At 53.4% G+C, this 13,068-nt stretch carries 18 protein-coding genes; 9 read left to right on the top strand and 9 right to left on the bottom strand.

Annotation, left to right across the window (positions count from 1 at the left end; translation table 11 throughout):
- Positions 1-65 precede the first annotated feature (65 nt).
- Positions 66-314, bottom strand: coding sequence for a hypothetical protein (locus QYC28_RS01960; RefSeq protein ID WP_302679750.1), 249 nt, complete (start codon positions 312-314; stop codon positions 66-68).
- The gene (locus tag QYC28_RS01955; protein ID WP_149817689.1) at positions 295-651 is read right to left on the bottom strand and encodes a hypothetical protein; all 357 of its coding nucleotides are present in this window, start codon (positions 649-651) and stop codon (positions 295-297) included. The genes QYC28_RS01960 and QYC28_RS01955 overlap by 20 nt, the downstream gene beginning before the upstream one ends.
- A 299-nt stretch (positions 652-950) precedes the next feature.
- Between QYC28_RS01955 and QYC28_RS01950 the strand changes: the two genes are divergently transcribed.
- The 3 genes from QYC28_RS01950 to QYC28_RS01940 all read left to right on the top strand — a co-directional run bounded on the left by QYC28_RS01950 (position 951) and on the right by QYC28_RS01940 (position 3,733).
- Positions 951-1,577 (top strand): hypothetical protein, encoded by a 627-nt coding sequence (locus QYC28_RS01950; RefSeq protein WP_149817687.1) that lies wholly within the window; start codon positions 951-953, stop codon positions 1,575-1,577.
- A 62-nt stretch (positions 1,578-1,639) separates the two neighbouring features.
- Positions 1,640-1,894 (top strand): hypothetical protein, encoded by a 255-nt coding sequence (locus tag QYC28_RS01945; protein WP_149817685.1) that lies wholly within the window; start codon positions 1,640-1,642, stop codon positions 1,892-1,894.
- 21 nt (positions 1,895-1,915) lie between these two features.
- The gene (locus tag QYC28_RS01940) at positions 1,916-3,733 is read left to right on the top strand and encodes an HMA2 domain-containing protein (protein ID WP_302679749.1); all 1,818 of its coding nucleotides are present in this window, start codon (positions 1,916-1,918) and stop codon (positions 3,731-3,733) included.
- An 18-nt stretch (positions 3,734-3,751) separates the two neighbouring features.
- Here QYC28_RS01940 and QYC28_RS01935 read toward each other — a convergent pair whose 3' ends face one another.
- Complete coding sequence (locus QYC28_RS01935) at positions 3,752-3,928, bottom strand: hypothetical protein (protein ID WP_149817681.1); 177 nt, start codon at positions 3,926-3,928, stop codon at positions 3,752-3,754.
- 63 nt (positions 3,929-3,991) lie between these two features.
- On the opposite strand from QYC28_RS01935, the gene QYC28_RS01930 reads away from it, so the two are divergent.
- Positions 3,992-4,123: a hypothetical protein gene (locus QYC28_RS01930; protein WP_255451698.1), complete on the top strand. Its 132-nt coding sequence runs from the start codon at positions 3,992-3,994 to the stop codon at positions 4,121-4,123.
- 199 nt (positions 4,124-4,322) lie between these two features.
- Positions 4,323-5,486: a homospermidine biosynthesis protein gene (gene speY, locus QYC28_RS01925; RefSeq protein ID WP_149817679.1), complete on the top strand. Its 1,164-nt coding sequence runs from the start codon at positions 4,323-4,325 to the stop codon at positions 5,484-5,486.
- On the opposite strand, the gene QYC28_RS01920 is transcribed toward speY, so the two are convergent.
- Positions 5,483-6,229, bottom strand: a complete 747-nt coding sequence (locus QYC28_RS01920; protein WP_149817677.1) for a metal ABC transporter ATP-binding protein — start codon at positions 6,227-6,229, stop codon at positions 5,483-5,485. The two genes, speY and QYC28_RS01920, sit on opposite strands and share 4 nt — an antisense overlap.
- Entirely contained in the window at positions 6,226-7,164 is a 939-nt protein-coding gene (locus QYC28_RS01915; RefSeq protein WP_149817675.1) for a metal ABC transporter substrate-binding protein, read from the bottom strand. Before QYC28_RS01915 ends, QYC28_RS01920 begins: the two co-directional genes overlap by 4 nt.
- Positions 7,165-7,354: 190 nt before the next feature.
- Between QYC28_RS01915 and QYC28_RS01910 the strand changes: the two genes are divergently transcribed.
- The 4 genes from QYC28_RS01910 to QYC28_RS01895 are packed head-to-tail and all read left to right on the top strand — an operon-like array spanning position 7,355 to position 10,132.
- Entirely contained in the window at positions 7,355-8,410 is a 1,056-nt protein-coding gene (locus QYC28_RS01910; RefSeq protein ID WP_399363169.1) for a peptidylprolyl isomerase, read from the top strand.
- Positions 8,411-8,448: 38 nt separating this feature from the next.
- Positions 8,449-8,907 carry a pentapeptide repeat-containing protein gene (locus QYC28_RS01905; RefSeq protein WP_149817671.1) on the top strand — a complete coding sequence of 153 codons (459 nt, stop codon included), beginning with the start codon at positions 8,449-8,451 and terminating at the stop codon, positions 8,905-8,907.
- A gap of 3 nt (positions 8,908-8,910) precedes the next feature.
- Positions 8,911-9,063 (top strand): hypothetical protein, encoded by a 153-nt coding sequence (locus QYC28_RS01900; RefSeq protein WP_190278162.1) that lies wholly within the window; start codon positions 8,911-8,913, stop codon positions 9,061-9,063.
- Positions 9,056-10,132, top strand: a complete 1,077-nt coding sequence (locus tag QYC28_RS01895; protein ID WP_149817669.1) for an Era-like GTP-binding protein — start codon at positions 9,056-9,058, stop codon at positions 10,130-10,132. Before QYC28_RS01900 ends, QYC28_RS01895 begins: the two co-directional genes overlap by 8 nt.
- Here QYC28_RS01895 and dcd read toward each other — a convergent pair.
- From dcd to QYC28_RS01875, 4 genes are all read right to left on the bottom strand, one after another.
- Complete coding sequence (dcd, locus tag QYC28_RS01890) at positions 10,099-10,680, bottom strand: dCTP deaminase (RefSeq protein ID WP_149817667.1); 582 nt, start codon at positions 10,678-10,680, stop codon at positions 10,099-10,101. The two genes, QYC28_RS01895 and dcd, sit on opposite strands and share 34 nt — an antisense overlap.
- A gap of 84 nt (positions 10,681-10,764) precedes the next feature.
- Entirely contained in the window at positions 10,765-11,097 is a 333-nt protein-coding gene (locus QYC28_RS01885; protein ID WP_190278161.1) for a hypothetical protein, read from the bottom strand.
- 57 nt (positions 11,098-11,154) lie between these two features.
- Positions 11,155-12,909, bottom strand: a complete 1,755-nt coding sequence (gene argS / locus QYC28_RS01880) for an arginine--tRNA ligase (protein ID WP_302679748.1) — start codon at positions 12,907-12,909, stop codon at positions 11,155-11,157.
- Positions 12,909-13,064: a hypothetical protein gene (locus tag QYC28_RS01875; protein WP_300872845.1), complete on the bottom strand. Its 156-nt coding sequence runs from the start codon at positions 13,062-13,064 to the stop codon at positions 12,909-12,911. The genes argS and QYC28_RS01875 overlap by 1 nt, the downstream gene beginning before the upstream one ends.
- Positions 13,065-13,068 lie beyond the last annotated feature (4 nt).

Here is a 13,068-nt window from a genome sequence, read left to right as displayed (position 1 = left end):
ATAGCACAGGATTTTTGGGGTTGCCGTCCAGTTTTAGAGTTTGTTAACGGATTCAATGACTTGGGCTACTTCGGTAGCGTAATGCGGAAGCCGGGGGGGAGATAGTCATCCCCTAAGTAGTTGCTGGGAATCGTGCTGGTGTTGCCATCCCGCAGTGCCAAGTAGCTTGGTGACATGATTTCGATACCCGCTTCGTTGTAGGCGTCTTGGAGGTTTTGATGCAATTCAGAAATGGTATAGCGCAGCCCCTTCCAGTTACGGGTGTAAACATTCAGCTCATAGGCGATGTGGTAGTCATTGAGGGCAGTTTGCAATATTTTTGAGCAGGTTTTGGGGAACGCGATCTTGGCGATAACGGGTAATGGCCTCACGAATGGGCTGGGCGAGTTCAATCGCTATTTCTTCTTGCGTTTCTAGGCGATCGCCCACATCGGCTTTTGTAATGGTGACGAGCGGGCGGTTGTCTTGAACCACGCTGACATTGTCGCGATCGCCCACTCTTTTGATCGTAATGCTCTCAACGGGAATATCTTCATCCTCTGCCACTTGCAGGATACGGCGTTGAATCGCTGCCGCCCGTTCCTCGGGGGTAAAGGAGCCAATGCCTTCACGCACCTCAAACAAAACTTCGCCATCATTGATTGCCTTCACGGGTGCCAAAGGTGACGTCGGGAACCCGTTGCCCTTCACGGTTGGGTAGCATGGGGGAGTCCTCTACATAACGTTGCTTTCTAAAGCGTAGTCGTTATGACTTTAATTTGTCAAGCGACAATGGCTAGTTTTTGATCTCAGGTGCTCCCCTCTAACCTAGGAAGTGATCTACAGCCTTCTGATAGGGTCTCCTGATTGACAGGCTATTTGGAAAACTTTGTGGTTTGACTCAAGTTTGCTATCGTACAGGTAGACTTACTCAGCGTACGATTACGACCACAACCTTTGGCGAGCTTCTGATGGAAGAACTGCTTAAAACCAGCCAAGAATTAGCTGAACTGTTCCCTGACGGTGCGATTTTTATTGGCGGAATCGCAGTTTATCTGCATAGCAAATCCCAAGGTCTATTGCATCTTGCTGAAAGCAGTCATGATGGAGACTTCTACATCTCCCTTATTGATTTTGCAGATTTACGAGATTTGGAAGAGATCACACCAAACCGGCGCTTAAATAAGTATCAGCTCATTAAGAATGGATGGGAATTTGATGTCTATGTTGAAAGAAATAATCATCTCGCTATACCCTTTTGTGAGGTCAATGCAGAAAAAATAGTTATTGATAATTTGCCCTGTGCGTGCTTAGAGCATCTATTAATTCTTAAGTTAGATGCTTATTCTGACAGGTTTCATTCATCAAAAGGCGATAAAGATAAGCGAGATATTATTCGCATCTTAAACATGATGAAAAGTCCAAGAATTGATATTTTGAAAAACTACTTAGATCAAGAAAAAATAAAACTTATTAAATTGGCAATTAGTGATAATTCAAAGTATCTAGAAATGTGCAAAAACAATTCTCAACAAGCAAGTGCATTACGTAAGTCAACACAGAAAAATAGTCAAATTTTGCTCGATTTAGAAGTATGAGAAAACTATATCGCGTTTTTATACCACCGCCAAAATATGAGAAAAGGTGTTACTCCTATGAAATGATTTATACACTTGAGGAAATATGTGAAAAAGCGGGCTACAAATTAAAAGTAACAGGATGCCTAACACCGAAAATAATTTTAGCAGAAAAAGAAAATACAATTGCTTTTGATCGAGAGGGAAATCCAATCTATATCGTAGATGTTAGAGGTATTGATTTGTCGAGACCTGAAGGGTGGGAAATGATTTTGGAAACATTAGCCTATGGCTTTATGGATTACGCCACACGAGAAACGGTGCGTCACCGGTCTTGATTGAACTTCACGGGAGCGTTGATGGAGCAGCAAATTGTCCATGCCACAACAGGACGGGTGCGCTTTCGCGTGCCGCGTGTGCAGCGAGATTCGGCCTACGGAGAGTTATTGGTGCAGTTGCTGGAGTCTTTGGCCATTGTCGAGCGGGTACGGCTCAATCCCCAAGCGGCAACGGTGGTGGTGGAGTATCAACCCCATTTGCTCCATGAAGCGGCGGTCTATGAAAGTTTGAATCACTGTTTTCAGCAAGCCATGGTGGCCATGCCGCAGCCCTTGCCGGATAGTGCGGCTCCTGCGGATGCGATCGCCCTTGAAGATTACGAAGCACAAGTAGAGGCCGATGCTCGCCTTGAAAGCGATTGGGAACGCTTGGGACTGCCCTTGGTGGCCTTGGGGGTCTCGCTCCTCAGTGTGCCCTTGGAATTGCCCTTCGCGGTGGTTGGGGCTACGGTCTTGGCCAGTGCTTGGCCTTGGTTTCAGCGGGTGGGGCATCAGATGTATCAGGGACATCCCCCCAATGTGGATTTGCTCGATAGCCTCTGGATGGCACTGCATACCGTCAATGGCCAGTTCTTAGCGCCTGCCTTGAAGACTGCCCTAGTGGGGGTACGGGCAGACGTGCGCGATCGCCAGCGACGACAACAGTTGCATCGATATCCCAGTGTCTTGATGGCTCACTACGAACACCTGACGGTGGAACGCCAAGGACATTCCCTGACGATTGAAAGTCAGGAGTTACAAGTGGGAGATCTCCTGTGGCTGCGGCCGGGGGATGTTGTGCCCGTAGATGGCAGTGTTGTTGCTGGATTGGCGGAAGTGGAGCCTGCCCATTTTGAATTCTCTCGACAGGTGCGGGTTTGTCGCCCCGGCGATGCTCTCTATGCCGGCTGTCAAATTCTCACGGGACAGGTTCAACTGCGGGTGATGCGCACCGGTTGGCAAACGCGCCTTGGTCTCATTACGGATCTGCTACACACTGAACCGGTCTATGACAGTGCCCTTGCCCACCAACAGGGGGAATTTGCCCGCCATGCGGTGCTGCCAACCCTTGCCCTCAGTGGTGCCCTCTGGTTGGCTACGGGAGCCTATGGGCCAGCGATCGCCCCCCTACAATTTGACTTTGGCAGTGGTGTGCAACTGTCGCTGCGGACGGTAATGCTCTCGGCGCAGGTATTTGCTGTGCAACAGGGGATCTATTTACCCACCGCTGGTACCTTAGAGCAACTGGCACAACTAGAGAGCTTGGTGATTGATGCTCGCGCAGGTCTTCCCCAGCCCGAACGGGCACAAATCCTGATTCAGCAATTGCGACACCTTGGCCTTCATATCTATCTGCTGCAAGATCAAGGCTCGCCCCTTGAGGGCACCACCGATCTGACGAGCGATCGCCTCACCGATCTGCAGGCCTACCTCGTGGGTAAGCGGCGGCGGGTGGGTTGGATTAGCTTTGGTGAAACCTGCTCCTGTCCTGAATCCACATGGCTACCGATTCGCTGGCAGCCCCCTACCTTTGCCCCCAATGCCAAAGTGGTCGTTCTCTTGGATGGCGACTGGTCTGCCCTTGGCCGTGGCATGGCCATTGCCCGCGATGCCCTAGAGCGCACCTATCAAAATGTCGCCTTGATTTCTCTCCCCAATTTAGCCGTTACCTTTGGCGGCATGTTTTTGGGCTTGCATCCTGTGGTCAATGTCGTCACCAACAACGCCACTGCCTTTATGGCCGAGTTTTGGCAGGGAAACTCACCCCAGTTTCGTACCGCCCTATTGCCAACTACACCAACGACCGTCCCCCTGCAACCGCTGCCCCTAGAATCCCCGCAACTAGCGGTGGCCTTATAGAGCGAGGCTATCAAAGCGTCAATAGCGCTGCTTCAAGAAGGTGAGCAGCGACCAAAGTCCTGTAAACCAACTGGCAATCGCAAGGATTAAGAGAATTCCCCCCGGCAGCATCGTCAGCCAACCGGTTCCTCGCAAGAGGTAGAGAATGAGGAAGACGGTGAAACAAGTACCAAAAGCATAATAGGCACGGCGCACGGCAAATTAGGTAATGAAGTGTTATAGTGATCTCGTAATGTAAGGGCATGGGACTTGTCAACAGTGAAACAATTGACGTTGATGGGCTATCCCAACATCACCACTTGGTATCTCGAAATGGGGTTGCGCCAACGGCGAGCAGCCATCCCTGCACTCTCGGTTGTGGATAATTGCGAAGGACCGAGTATGAGCTGATCGGCCTGCAAGTGTTCACCCCTGTGTGAACTGGGTCGATCAGAAGTGTTGAGCGTGTTCATCACTGTTACTGCACTTCAAGTTTTTAACAACTTCAACCCATTAGACACCCCTCAGCGGGTCTAGTCATGTTGCGGTTAGGAATGTTCCTGACTGGGCGGCTGCCCCTGCTGTGGAATTAGCTTGCGAGGAACGACCAATGTCTGCATTTGCTACCCCCATTACCCCTGCGCCCATTCCCGACAATATCACCTTAACAGAACTTATTGATAAATACTTTACCGCCTACAACTCGGCACGCTTGCGGGAAATCTGCCAACTTCTGAGCCAACGGGTCTTCCAGCCAGAAGTGACGGTTGGCCTCAGCCTCTCAGGGGCGATGACCCCCACGGGATTGGGCATCTCTGCCTTAGCGCCTTTAGTGCGGGCGGGATTTGTTGATTACATTATTAGCACTGGGGCAAACCTCTACCACGATATTCACTATGCCCTCGGCATGGATCTCTATGCGGCGCATCCTTTTGTCGATGATGTGCAACTGCGCAAGGAAAGCAAAATCCGCATCTATGACATTATCTTTGACTACGATGTGCTCCTTGAAACTGACGCCTTTTTGCGGCAAGTGCTGCGCAGTGAAACCTTCCAACGCCGCATGGGCACCGCCGAGTTTCACTATCACCTAGGGCGCTATGTCCGCGAACTGGAAGTGCAGCGGGGACAAACCCATTCCTGTCTCTTGGCCACGGCCTATGAGTGTGGGGTGCCCATTTACACCTCCTCCCCCGGTGATAGCTCCATTGGTATGAATGTGGCGGCGATCGCCCTCGAAGGGTCGAAACTGATCATTGACCCCGCCATTGATGTCAATGAAACCGCTGCGATTGCCTACTTTGCCCGCGAAGCCGCTGAAGGAAATGGTAAGAGTGCCGCTCTCATTATTGGTGGCGGGAGTCCGAAAAACTTCCTGCTGCAAACCCAGCCACAGATCCACGAGGTTTTGGGATTAGAGGAACGGGGGCACGATTACTTTATTCAGATTACCGATGCGCGGCCGGATACGGGTGGCCTCTCGGGCGCTGTGCCCAGTGAAGCCGTCAGTTGGGGCAAGGTGGATCCCCAAGGGTTGCGGGATACCGTGGTCTGCTACACCGATAGCACGATCGCTCTTCCCATCCTTACCGCCTACTGCCTCAATCGCTGTCAACCCCGTCCCCTCAAACGCCTCTACGATCGCCGCGGCGAAATGGTCGAACGCCTCCAACAGCTCTACTTGCAAGCGCAACTTCAGCACAAGGTGAAAGACCTGCCCCCTGCAGCACCTGTAGCCACCTATCCCTGTGGTACACCGATTCGTCGGGGCTAGTCACAGCGGCGGGGGATCCGCAGGGATCCCTCGAAGGCTCGCGCGAGATTTTCAGGGGTAAAGACCTCACTGGTGCGGCCATAGGCTAGGATGCTGCGGTTCACCAGCACCACCTGATCACAAAAGGTGGTAATCGAGGAGAGATCATGAGTGGAGATGAGAATTGTGTGCCCCTTCTCCCGCTCCGCCATGAGGAGATCAATAATCAGTTTCTCCGTTTTTACATCCACACCCGCAAAGGGTTCATCCAAGAGCAACACCTGTGCTTCTTGGGCAAAGGCGCGGGCAAGGAACATGCGTTTCTTTTGTCCGCCGGAGAGTTCGCCAATTTGGCGGTGCCGCAGAGGCCACAATTCCACCTGTTCTAGACTTTCCCCTACCCGCTGGCGATCGCGCGCGGTTGGTTGGCGCAGCCAGTTCATTTTGCCATAGCGCCCCATCATCACGACATCCCAGACCCGCAGCGGGAACTGCCAATCGACATCTTCACTTTGGGGTACATAGGCCACAAGGGACTGCCGTTGTACCTGCTGTCGGGGTAAGCCATGAATGCGTACCTGACCTCGGATCGGCTTGACAAACCCCATGATGGCCTTGAAAAGGGTGGATTTACCAGCCCCATTCATCCCCACGACCCCACAGATCGTGCCGGCGGGCAGTTGCAGCGTTGCCCCATGGAGGGCAAGATGGCGATGATAGGCCACCGTCACATCTTGTAAATCAATGGCAGGGCTAGAAATCATGAGGCTGTCCTCCCGGTAAGACCGCGAATCAGGGTGTGGATGTTGTAGCGCAGGAGTTCAAGATAGGTGGGTGCATTGCCCTCAGGGGGCGATAGGGAATCCACATAGAAAATGCCGGCAAAGGTAGCGCCAGACTCCCGTGCCACCTGTTGTTGCGGACCTGCATTAACCGTACTTTCGCAAAAGACAGCGGGAATCTGTTGCCGTCGCACAATGTCAATCACCCGTGTCATTTGTCGCGGCGTCCCTTCCTCATCGGCATTCACAGGCCAGAGATAAACTTCTGTGAGGTTGTAGTCCCGTGCTAAATAGGAGAAAGCGCCTTCACAGGTGACGATGTAGCGTTTGTTGGCGGGGAGGGCTGCTAGGGCTTGACGTAGCTCTTGATCAAGGGCGCGAATTTGGGCTTTATAGGCTGCGGCGTTGGCGGCATAGATCTCCGCGCCAGCAGGATCGAGCTCTGTGAGCGCTTTGCGAATGTTGTCAACATAAATCAGGGCATTTTGGGGTGACATCCAAGCATGGGGGTTGGGTTGTCCGCGGTAGGCATCCTCTTGAATGGGAATGGGGGTAATCCCCTCTGTGAGCGTGACGCGGGGCACATTCGGTAGGCTGCTGTAGAAGCGATCGCCCCAGCGTTCGAGGCCAAGGCCATTTTCTAAAATGAGGGCGGCTTCCTGTCCCCGCACCAAGTCACTGGGAGTAAATTCATAGCTGTGGACTTCCGCTCCCGGTTTAAGGAGGGATTCCACCCGCAGGCGATCGCCCGCCACCTGCTGCGCCATATCCGCAAGGACTGTAAACGTGGTCAGCACCAAGGGGCGTTCATCCCGGTCGGTTTGCATTTGACCAGTTGTTTCCCGCTGCTCAGGCGCAAGAGCGGCACATCCCCCCACTACGAGTACTCCCACCAATAACCAACTCAGTTTCCGCATTGCATTTTCATAATCCTTTCATAATTCTCAGGCTAACACAGAAGCTTCAAGAAAATGAAATAAAAATGAAAAGCTCCCCCTTGGAGGGCGATCGCCCCGTCCGATACACTGAGGGGAGACGAAGTCATGGGAAAAAACGGTGAAACGACGCAAACGCTGGCTCGCTCTTTTGGTGATACTGCTCCTCTGGTTGGGAACCTTCCTGCTGCCGCCGCTGGCGATCGCGCTGCCTGTTGAACATCCGTTAATTGCTGCCCTGCCCCAAGGGAATGCCATTACTGATCCCAAAGCGCTGCTCCGTTGGGCCTTACCGATTGACAATCCAACGGTACGAGAACTGCAAAAGGATCTGGAACAAATCTCTTTTTGGGTGCGGGGCAAACAGTGGTCAAAAATTGCCAGTAACATCAGCAAGGCGAAAGCCATTGTTCGCGATCGCGCCGATGAACTGCTCAAAAGTATCCCTGCCGAGAAACAGGCGGCGGCCAAAACCCTCTTGGCGGAGTTAGAGACCTCCCTCGATACACTTCAGGAAGCCGCCAAAGCCAAAGATCGCAGCCAACTCTTACCCGCTAAAGCCGCTGCCCTCGACAAAGTGGGGGACTTGGAGGCCATGATGGTACAAAACGTGAGCTATACGCCTCCCAAGGGCTACGAGAACCTGCCGCGATTGCTGGGCCGTGCCACCGTGGAAATGGAAACCACTAAGGGGAACCTGACGATTGTTGTCGATGGTTACAGTGCCCCCCTGACCGCCGGCAACTTTGTGGACTTAGTACAACGCCACTTCTACGATGGCCTCCCCTTTACCCGTGCTGAGGAATCCTATGTGCTGCAAGCAGGGGATCCCCCAGGGCCAGAGGTGGGCTTCATTGACCCCAAAACCCAGCAGTACCGTGCCATTCCCCTTGAAATTCTGGTGGAGGGCGACAAGTATCCCCTCTATGGCATCACCCTTGAGGATGCAGGGCGTTACTTAGAACATCCCGTGCTCCCCTTTTCCGCCTATGGCACTGTCGCCTTGGCGCGTCCCAACGATGATCCCAATGGTGGCTCGTCACAATTTTTCTTTTTGCTCTTTGAACCCGAACTGACGCCCGCCGGCCTAAATCTCTTGGATGGTCGCTATGCCGTCTTTGGCTATGTCGTAGAGGGAGAAGAAACCCTGCGGCAATTGCGCCAAGGAGATAAAATTCTCTCGGCTAAGGTGGTGGAGGGCCTTGAAAATCTGATACAACCGGCGTAGGTTAGGATGTCCAGTATAGACACCGTTGAGAGAGTGCGATGATTGTCAAGGTTGCGCCTGCCCTTTGCCTGCTCCTAGTCAGTACCCCTGCTTGGGCTGCCAATCCAGCCCATTTAGAACAACTGCGGCGCACGGGCAACTGCCCCAACTGTGATCTCAGCTATGCCCGCTTGCGGGGTCGGAATCTTCAGGGAGCGGATCTGCGGCGGGCAAACCTCAATGCTGCCAATTTACGCGGTGCCAACCTGAGCAGCGCCAACCTCAGCGGGGCTGTCCTCAATAATGCTGATTTAACGAAGGCCAATCTCACCAATGCCAACCTCAGCGGGGCAAGCCTACTCATCACTCGTTTGGATCGAGCCATTCTCGTGGGGGCGAAGTTAGTGGATGCGATTCTCGGGGGGCGCGATCGCCTAGCACGGGTACGGACATTCCGCGATGCCACCTTGCTCAATGGTCAAAAGGCGCTCTTTCTCGAAGAACCAACTGGCCGCTAGCCTATGGGGATTGCGATCGCCAGCTTTATTATTTTGTTCCTGCTCAGCGAAGCCGTATTGCACCTACGGCAGTGGGTAATTCCCTTTCCTGTCGTCTTAATTGCTGCGGTTGGTTTAGTGGTGGCCTCCAATTGGTCGCTCCTTCGCCGTGAGTAGCCTCCCTATCCTAGACATAACGGCTAAATGTCTAGAGGAACTCCTCGCGTGGCATCAGGTGCACCATCCGCAATTGAGTGCCCAATGGCAGCCCCTCTATGAGTTGCGCGATCGCCTCCACCAGAGCGCATGGCACATTGTTGTCTTGGGTCAAGTGAGCCGCGGCAAGTCCGCCCTTTTGAATGCCCTCTATGGCGAAGCGATTTTTCCCGTGGGCGCCCTTCATGGCACGACTCAATGGCCGCGAACGGTTCGCTGGCACTGTCAAGATCAAATCGTCGATCTCACTGATACCCCTGGGCTGGATGAAGTAGCGGGTAGTAACCGCGAAAGCATGACATGGAGTGCCGTTGAGACTGCCGATCTTGTCCTTTTTGTGACCCAAGACAGCCTTACCCCCGTCGAATACCAAGCCCGCGATCGCCTAAACACCCTTAGGATTCCCCACAAGCTGATTCTCACCAAGGCGGATCTCTACCCGCCAATGGCCGAAGGTATTGCCGTGAGCAGCACAACAGGTCAGGGCATTCCAGAACTGCGACAGCTTCTTCAGCAGTGGTTACAACAGGAGGCTCCCCAAGCCCGTGCCCTGCGAATTCTCCACCAAGCCAGCCAAGTTGAACAGAACCTCGGGGCAGCTCTTGGCAGGCAAGACACGTCGGCATGGTCTTGGTTAACCGCACAGATGGTGGGTAGCCTGCTGCTGCCGGGGGGATTTTTCGATGTCGTGCTGGCGATAATCAGTACCCTTGCCTATATCCGCAAAGCGTGCCAAGCCTATGCCGTGCCCTTTCCCCTACCGGCCTTTGGGAGTCTGAGTCAGTTTGTCTTACTGTGGTATGCGGCGATTTATCTTTCTAGTTGGCAAGGCTTGACCTTCGGCAGTGAACTCTGGGGAGTCAATACGACTGTTGTCCTCCAGGGGGGAGTGATCTTCTGGGGCTACCAACAGATTCGCCGCCGCCTAGACCCCTATCTTCAGCAGGGCTATCAATGGGGACACCATGGACCCCAACGGCTGTTGCAGCAACTCACTCAAACCCGTGCCAATGTGACGGCCTCCGGCTGATCTTGGTATTTGCCCCGCCGCGTTTCATAACTCACATCGCAGGGTTCACCCTCAAAAAAGAGCAATTGCACCACTCCCTCATTGGCGTAGATGCGACAGTCTGCACTGGAAGAATTTGAGAATTCTAAGGTCAGATGGCCTCGCCAGCCCGCCTCTGCCGGTGTCAGGTTAGCAATAATCCCCGCACGGGCATAGGAGCTTTTACCAATACACAGAACCGTGACATTTTCGGGAACCTGTAGGCGTTCTAGCGCCACCCCAAGACCGTAGGAATGGGCGGGCAAAATAAAGAAGGCACCATTGGCATCTTCATGGAGGGGGGCAAATTCTAAATTGGCAGGATTAAAGTTCTTCGGATCCACCACCGTCCCCGGCACATGGCGAAAGATACGAAACTCCTTCGGGCTGAGGCGAATATCGTAACCGTAGGAAGAAAGGCCAAAACTAATCACGGGCTGCTCAGCCACCCGCCGCACCAGTGTCGGTTCAAAAGGCTGAATCATGCCCTGAGCCGCCATGGCCCGAATCCAAATGTCATTTTTAATCATTGTGCTGTCGCGATCGCACAAACAACCAATGTATCTTACAGCCCTTTTCCCATGAATAGAACACGCTCAACACTGTGAAGAGACTTAACGCTTTGCTTCCCACTGACCCCAGCGATAGCCGAGTTCAAACCAGATCAGCGAATTGACAAAATAGATCGCGACCACCGTTAACCCTTGCCATAGTTGACCCAACTCAGGCCAAAGCCACGGCAACAGAACAAATCCAGCGGCGAGACCAATGAGGAAGCCAAGACCTGTTCCCCCTGCCATGACAAGCATGATGAACAAGCCCCCCAGTTCTAGCTTGCTAGGCAACTCGCGGCGAAATAGCCAAAAATAAAACTGCATGAGGTAGAGATGCGGCCACGTCAGCAGGAAGATAACCGCCAGTAAGAGACTAGAGAATAGGCCTCCCACACTCTAGAAAATTCCAGAAACAACAGTGGTGCTGCGCCCCAGTATAGCGAGAAGGCGCTAAATCCGATCCAAAACCCGAATCCCCAGTAGGGATAGCCCTAGCTTCAGGGTCTGAGCAGTGAGATAGGCGAGGGTCAAGCGGGATTGCTTCGTTGGCTCAGTTGCCGAAAGGATGGGACAGCGATCGTAGAACTGGTTAAAAAGCTGGCTCAGTTCAAAGAGGTATTGGCAGAGGCGGTTGGGCAATAGCTCAGCGCTCACAAGGTCAAGGGTTTCCTCCAGTTGCACAAGGTGCTTGGCCAAGTTTTGCTCGGTCTCATCCTCTAGGAAGAGGGGGGTATCTGGTGAGAGGGTGCGCCAATCAATGTCGCCGCGCCGTGTCAGTCCTTGGACACGCACATAGGCATAGAGCAAATAGGGAGCAGTATTCCCCTGTAGGGAGAGCATCTTGTCGTAGCTAAAGACGTAGTTACTGTTGCGGTTTTGGCTAAGATCTGCGTATTTGACAGCACCGATACCGATCGCCCGTGCCACGGTGTCAATGAATTCTGGAGATTCACTACGGCCTTCACTGGCAAGGCGCTGTTCTAAATCCGCTCGACTGCGGGCGATCGCCTCCGTCAACAAATCCATCAGGCGAATCGTTTCCCCAGAACGGGTTTTCAAGCGTTTGCCATCTTCCCCCAACACTAAGCCAAAGGGGACATGGGTGAGGGTGACATGGGGCGGCACCCAACCCGCGCGCTGCGCCACTTGAAAGACTTGGGCAAAGTGGGTGGACTGCCCAACATCGGTGACGTAAATAATCCAGTCCGCCTGATCCTTTTCAATGCGATAGCGCAGGGCAGCTAAATCCGTGGTTGCGTAATTGTAGCCACCATCGGACTTTTGAATAATCAAGGGCTGGGGTTGCCCCTCTTTGTTTGTAAAACCCTCTAGGAAAACGACCTTTGCCCCCTGATCTTCCACGAGGAGGCCGCATGCGGCTAAGTCCTCAATCACCGCGGGCAGAAAGGGATTGTAGAAGGACTCTCCCCGCTCCGTAAGCTGAATATCTAGCAGATCGTAGATCTTTTGAAACTCGCGGCGGGATTGCTCACACAGAAGTTGCCAAGCGCGGCGACTGTGTTCTTCCCCCTGCTGCAGCGCCACCACCTGCTGCCGTGCCTTTTGTTGAAAGTTTGGATCGCTGTCAAAGCGTTGCTTGGCCTTTTTGTAGAATGTCACCAAGTCGCCCAAGTCAAGGACATTGGCAGTCGTGAGGGCGTCGGGATAAACCTCCTCAAGGTAGGTAATGAGCATGCCAAACTGTGTCCCCCAGTCCCCCACATGGTTGAGCCGCAGGACATCGTGGCCTTGAAATTCAAGAATGCGGGCAATGCAGTCACCAATAATCGTGGAGCGCAGGTGACCCACGTGCATTTCCTTGGCAATGTTAGGGCTAGAAAAATCAACCACCACCCGGCGTGGCTCTTGTGCTGGCGGAATCCCCAAGCGATCGCTCCCAATAGCGGCTTGCAGGCTGCACGCCAGAAAGTCCGGCTTGAGACGAAAATTGAGAAAGCCCGGACCAGCAATTTCGACGGGTTGACAGAGATCCTCAACATTGAGATGTGCCACCACCTCTTGGGCTAGCTCACGGGGTGCTTTGCCCGCCTGCTTGGCGAGGCTCAGGCAAACATTGGATTGATAGTCGCCAAACTTGGCTTGACTGGCCGGCAGCAGGAGCGGCTGGGGATAGGTATCTAAAGGAAGTGCGGTTTGCAGAGCACTGAAGAGGCGATCGCCCAAAAGCCGTAGAGGAGCAACCATTAACGCTTGCGCCCCCGCCGTTGTTGTTTTTGCTCCGCTTGCAGCCGCCGGCGATCGCGCCACTCCGCAAAAGTCAGATAGCCAATGCCACCAGTGACGACAATCAGCAGCAGCAAGGCCACCAGAACCAGAAGATCCGCCAATGAAACCGTCATTGCC

Source organism: Thermosynechococcus sp. HY596 (assembly GCF_030518715.1).
In the GTDB taxonomy this organism is placed as follows: domain Bacteria; phylum Cyanobacteriota; class Cyanobacteriia; order Thermosynechococcales; family Thermosynechococcaceae; genus Thermosynechococcus.
This window is presented reverse-complemented; position numbering and strand designations above follow the sequence as displayed.

Coding starts and splice junctions, on each gene's coding strand:
- QYC28_RS01950 (WP_149817687.1), top strand. CDS start 951: ATGGAAGAACTGCTTAAAACCAGCCAAGAATTAGCTGAACTGTTCCCT.
- QYC28_RS01945 (WP_149817685.1), top strand. CDS start 1,640: ATGATTTATACACTTGAGGAAATATGTGAAAAAGCGGGCTACAAATTA.
- QYC28_RS01940 (WP_302679749.1), top strand. CDS start 1,916: ATGGAGCAGCAAATTGTCCATGCCACAACAGGACGGGTGCGCTTTCGC.
- speY (WP_149817679.1), top strand. CDS start 4,323: ATGTCTGCATTTGCTACCCCCATTACCCCTGCGCCCATTCCCGACAAT.
- QYC28_RS01920 (WP_149817677.1), bottom strand. CDS start 6,229: ATGATTTCTAGCCCTGCCATTGATTTACAAGATGTGACGGTGGCCTAT.
- QYC28_RS01915 (WP_149817675.1), bottom strand. CDS start 7,164: ATGCGGAAACTGAGTTGGTTATTGGTGGGAGTACTCGTAGTGGGGGGA.
- QYC28_RS01905 (WP_149817671.1), top strand. CDS start 8,449: ATGATTGTCAAGGTTGCGCCTGCCCTTTGCCTGCTCCTAGTCAGTACC.
- QYC28_RS01900 (WP_190278162.1), top strand. CDS start 8,911: ATGGGGATTGCGATCGCCAGCTTTATTATTTTGTTCCTGCTCAGCGAA.
- dcd (WP_149817667.1), bottom strand. CDS start 10,680: ATGATTAAAAATGACATTTGGATTCGGGCCATGGCGGCTCAGGGCATG.
- argS (WP_302679748.1), bottom strand. CDS start 12,909: ATGGTTGCTCCTCTACGGCTTTTGGGCGATCGCCTCTTCAGTGCTCTG.
- QYC28_RS01875 (WP_300872845.1), bottom strand. CDS start 13,064: ATGACGGTTTCATTGGCGGATCTTCTGGTTCTGGTGGCCTTGCTGCTG.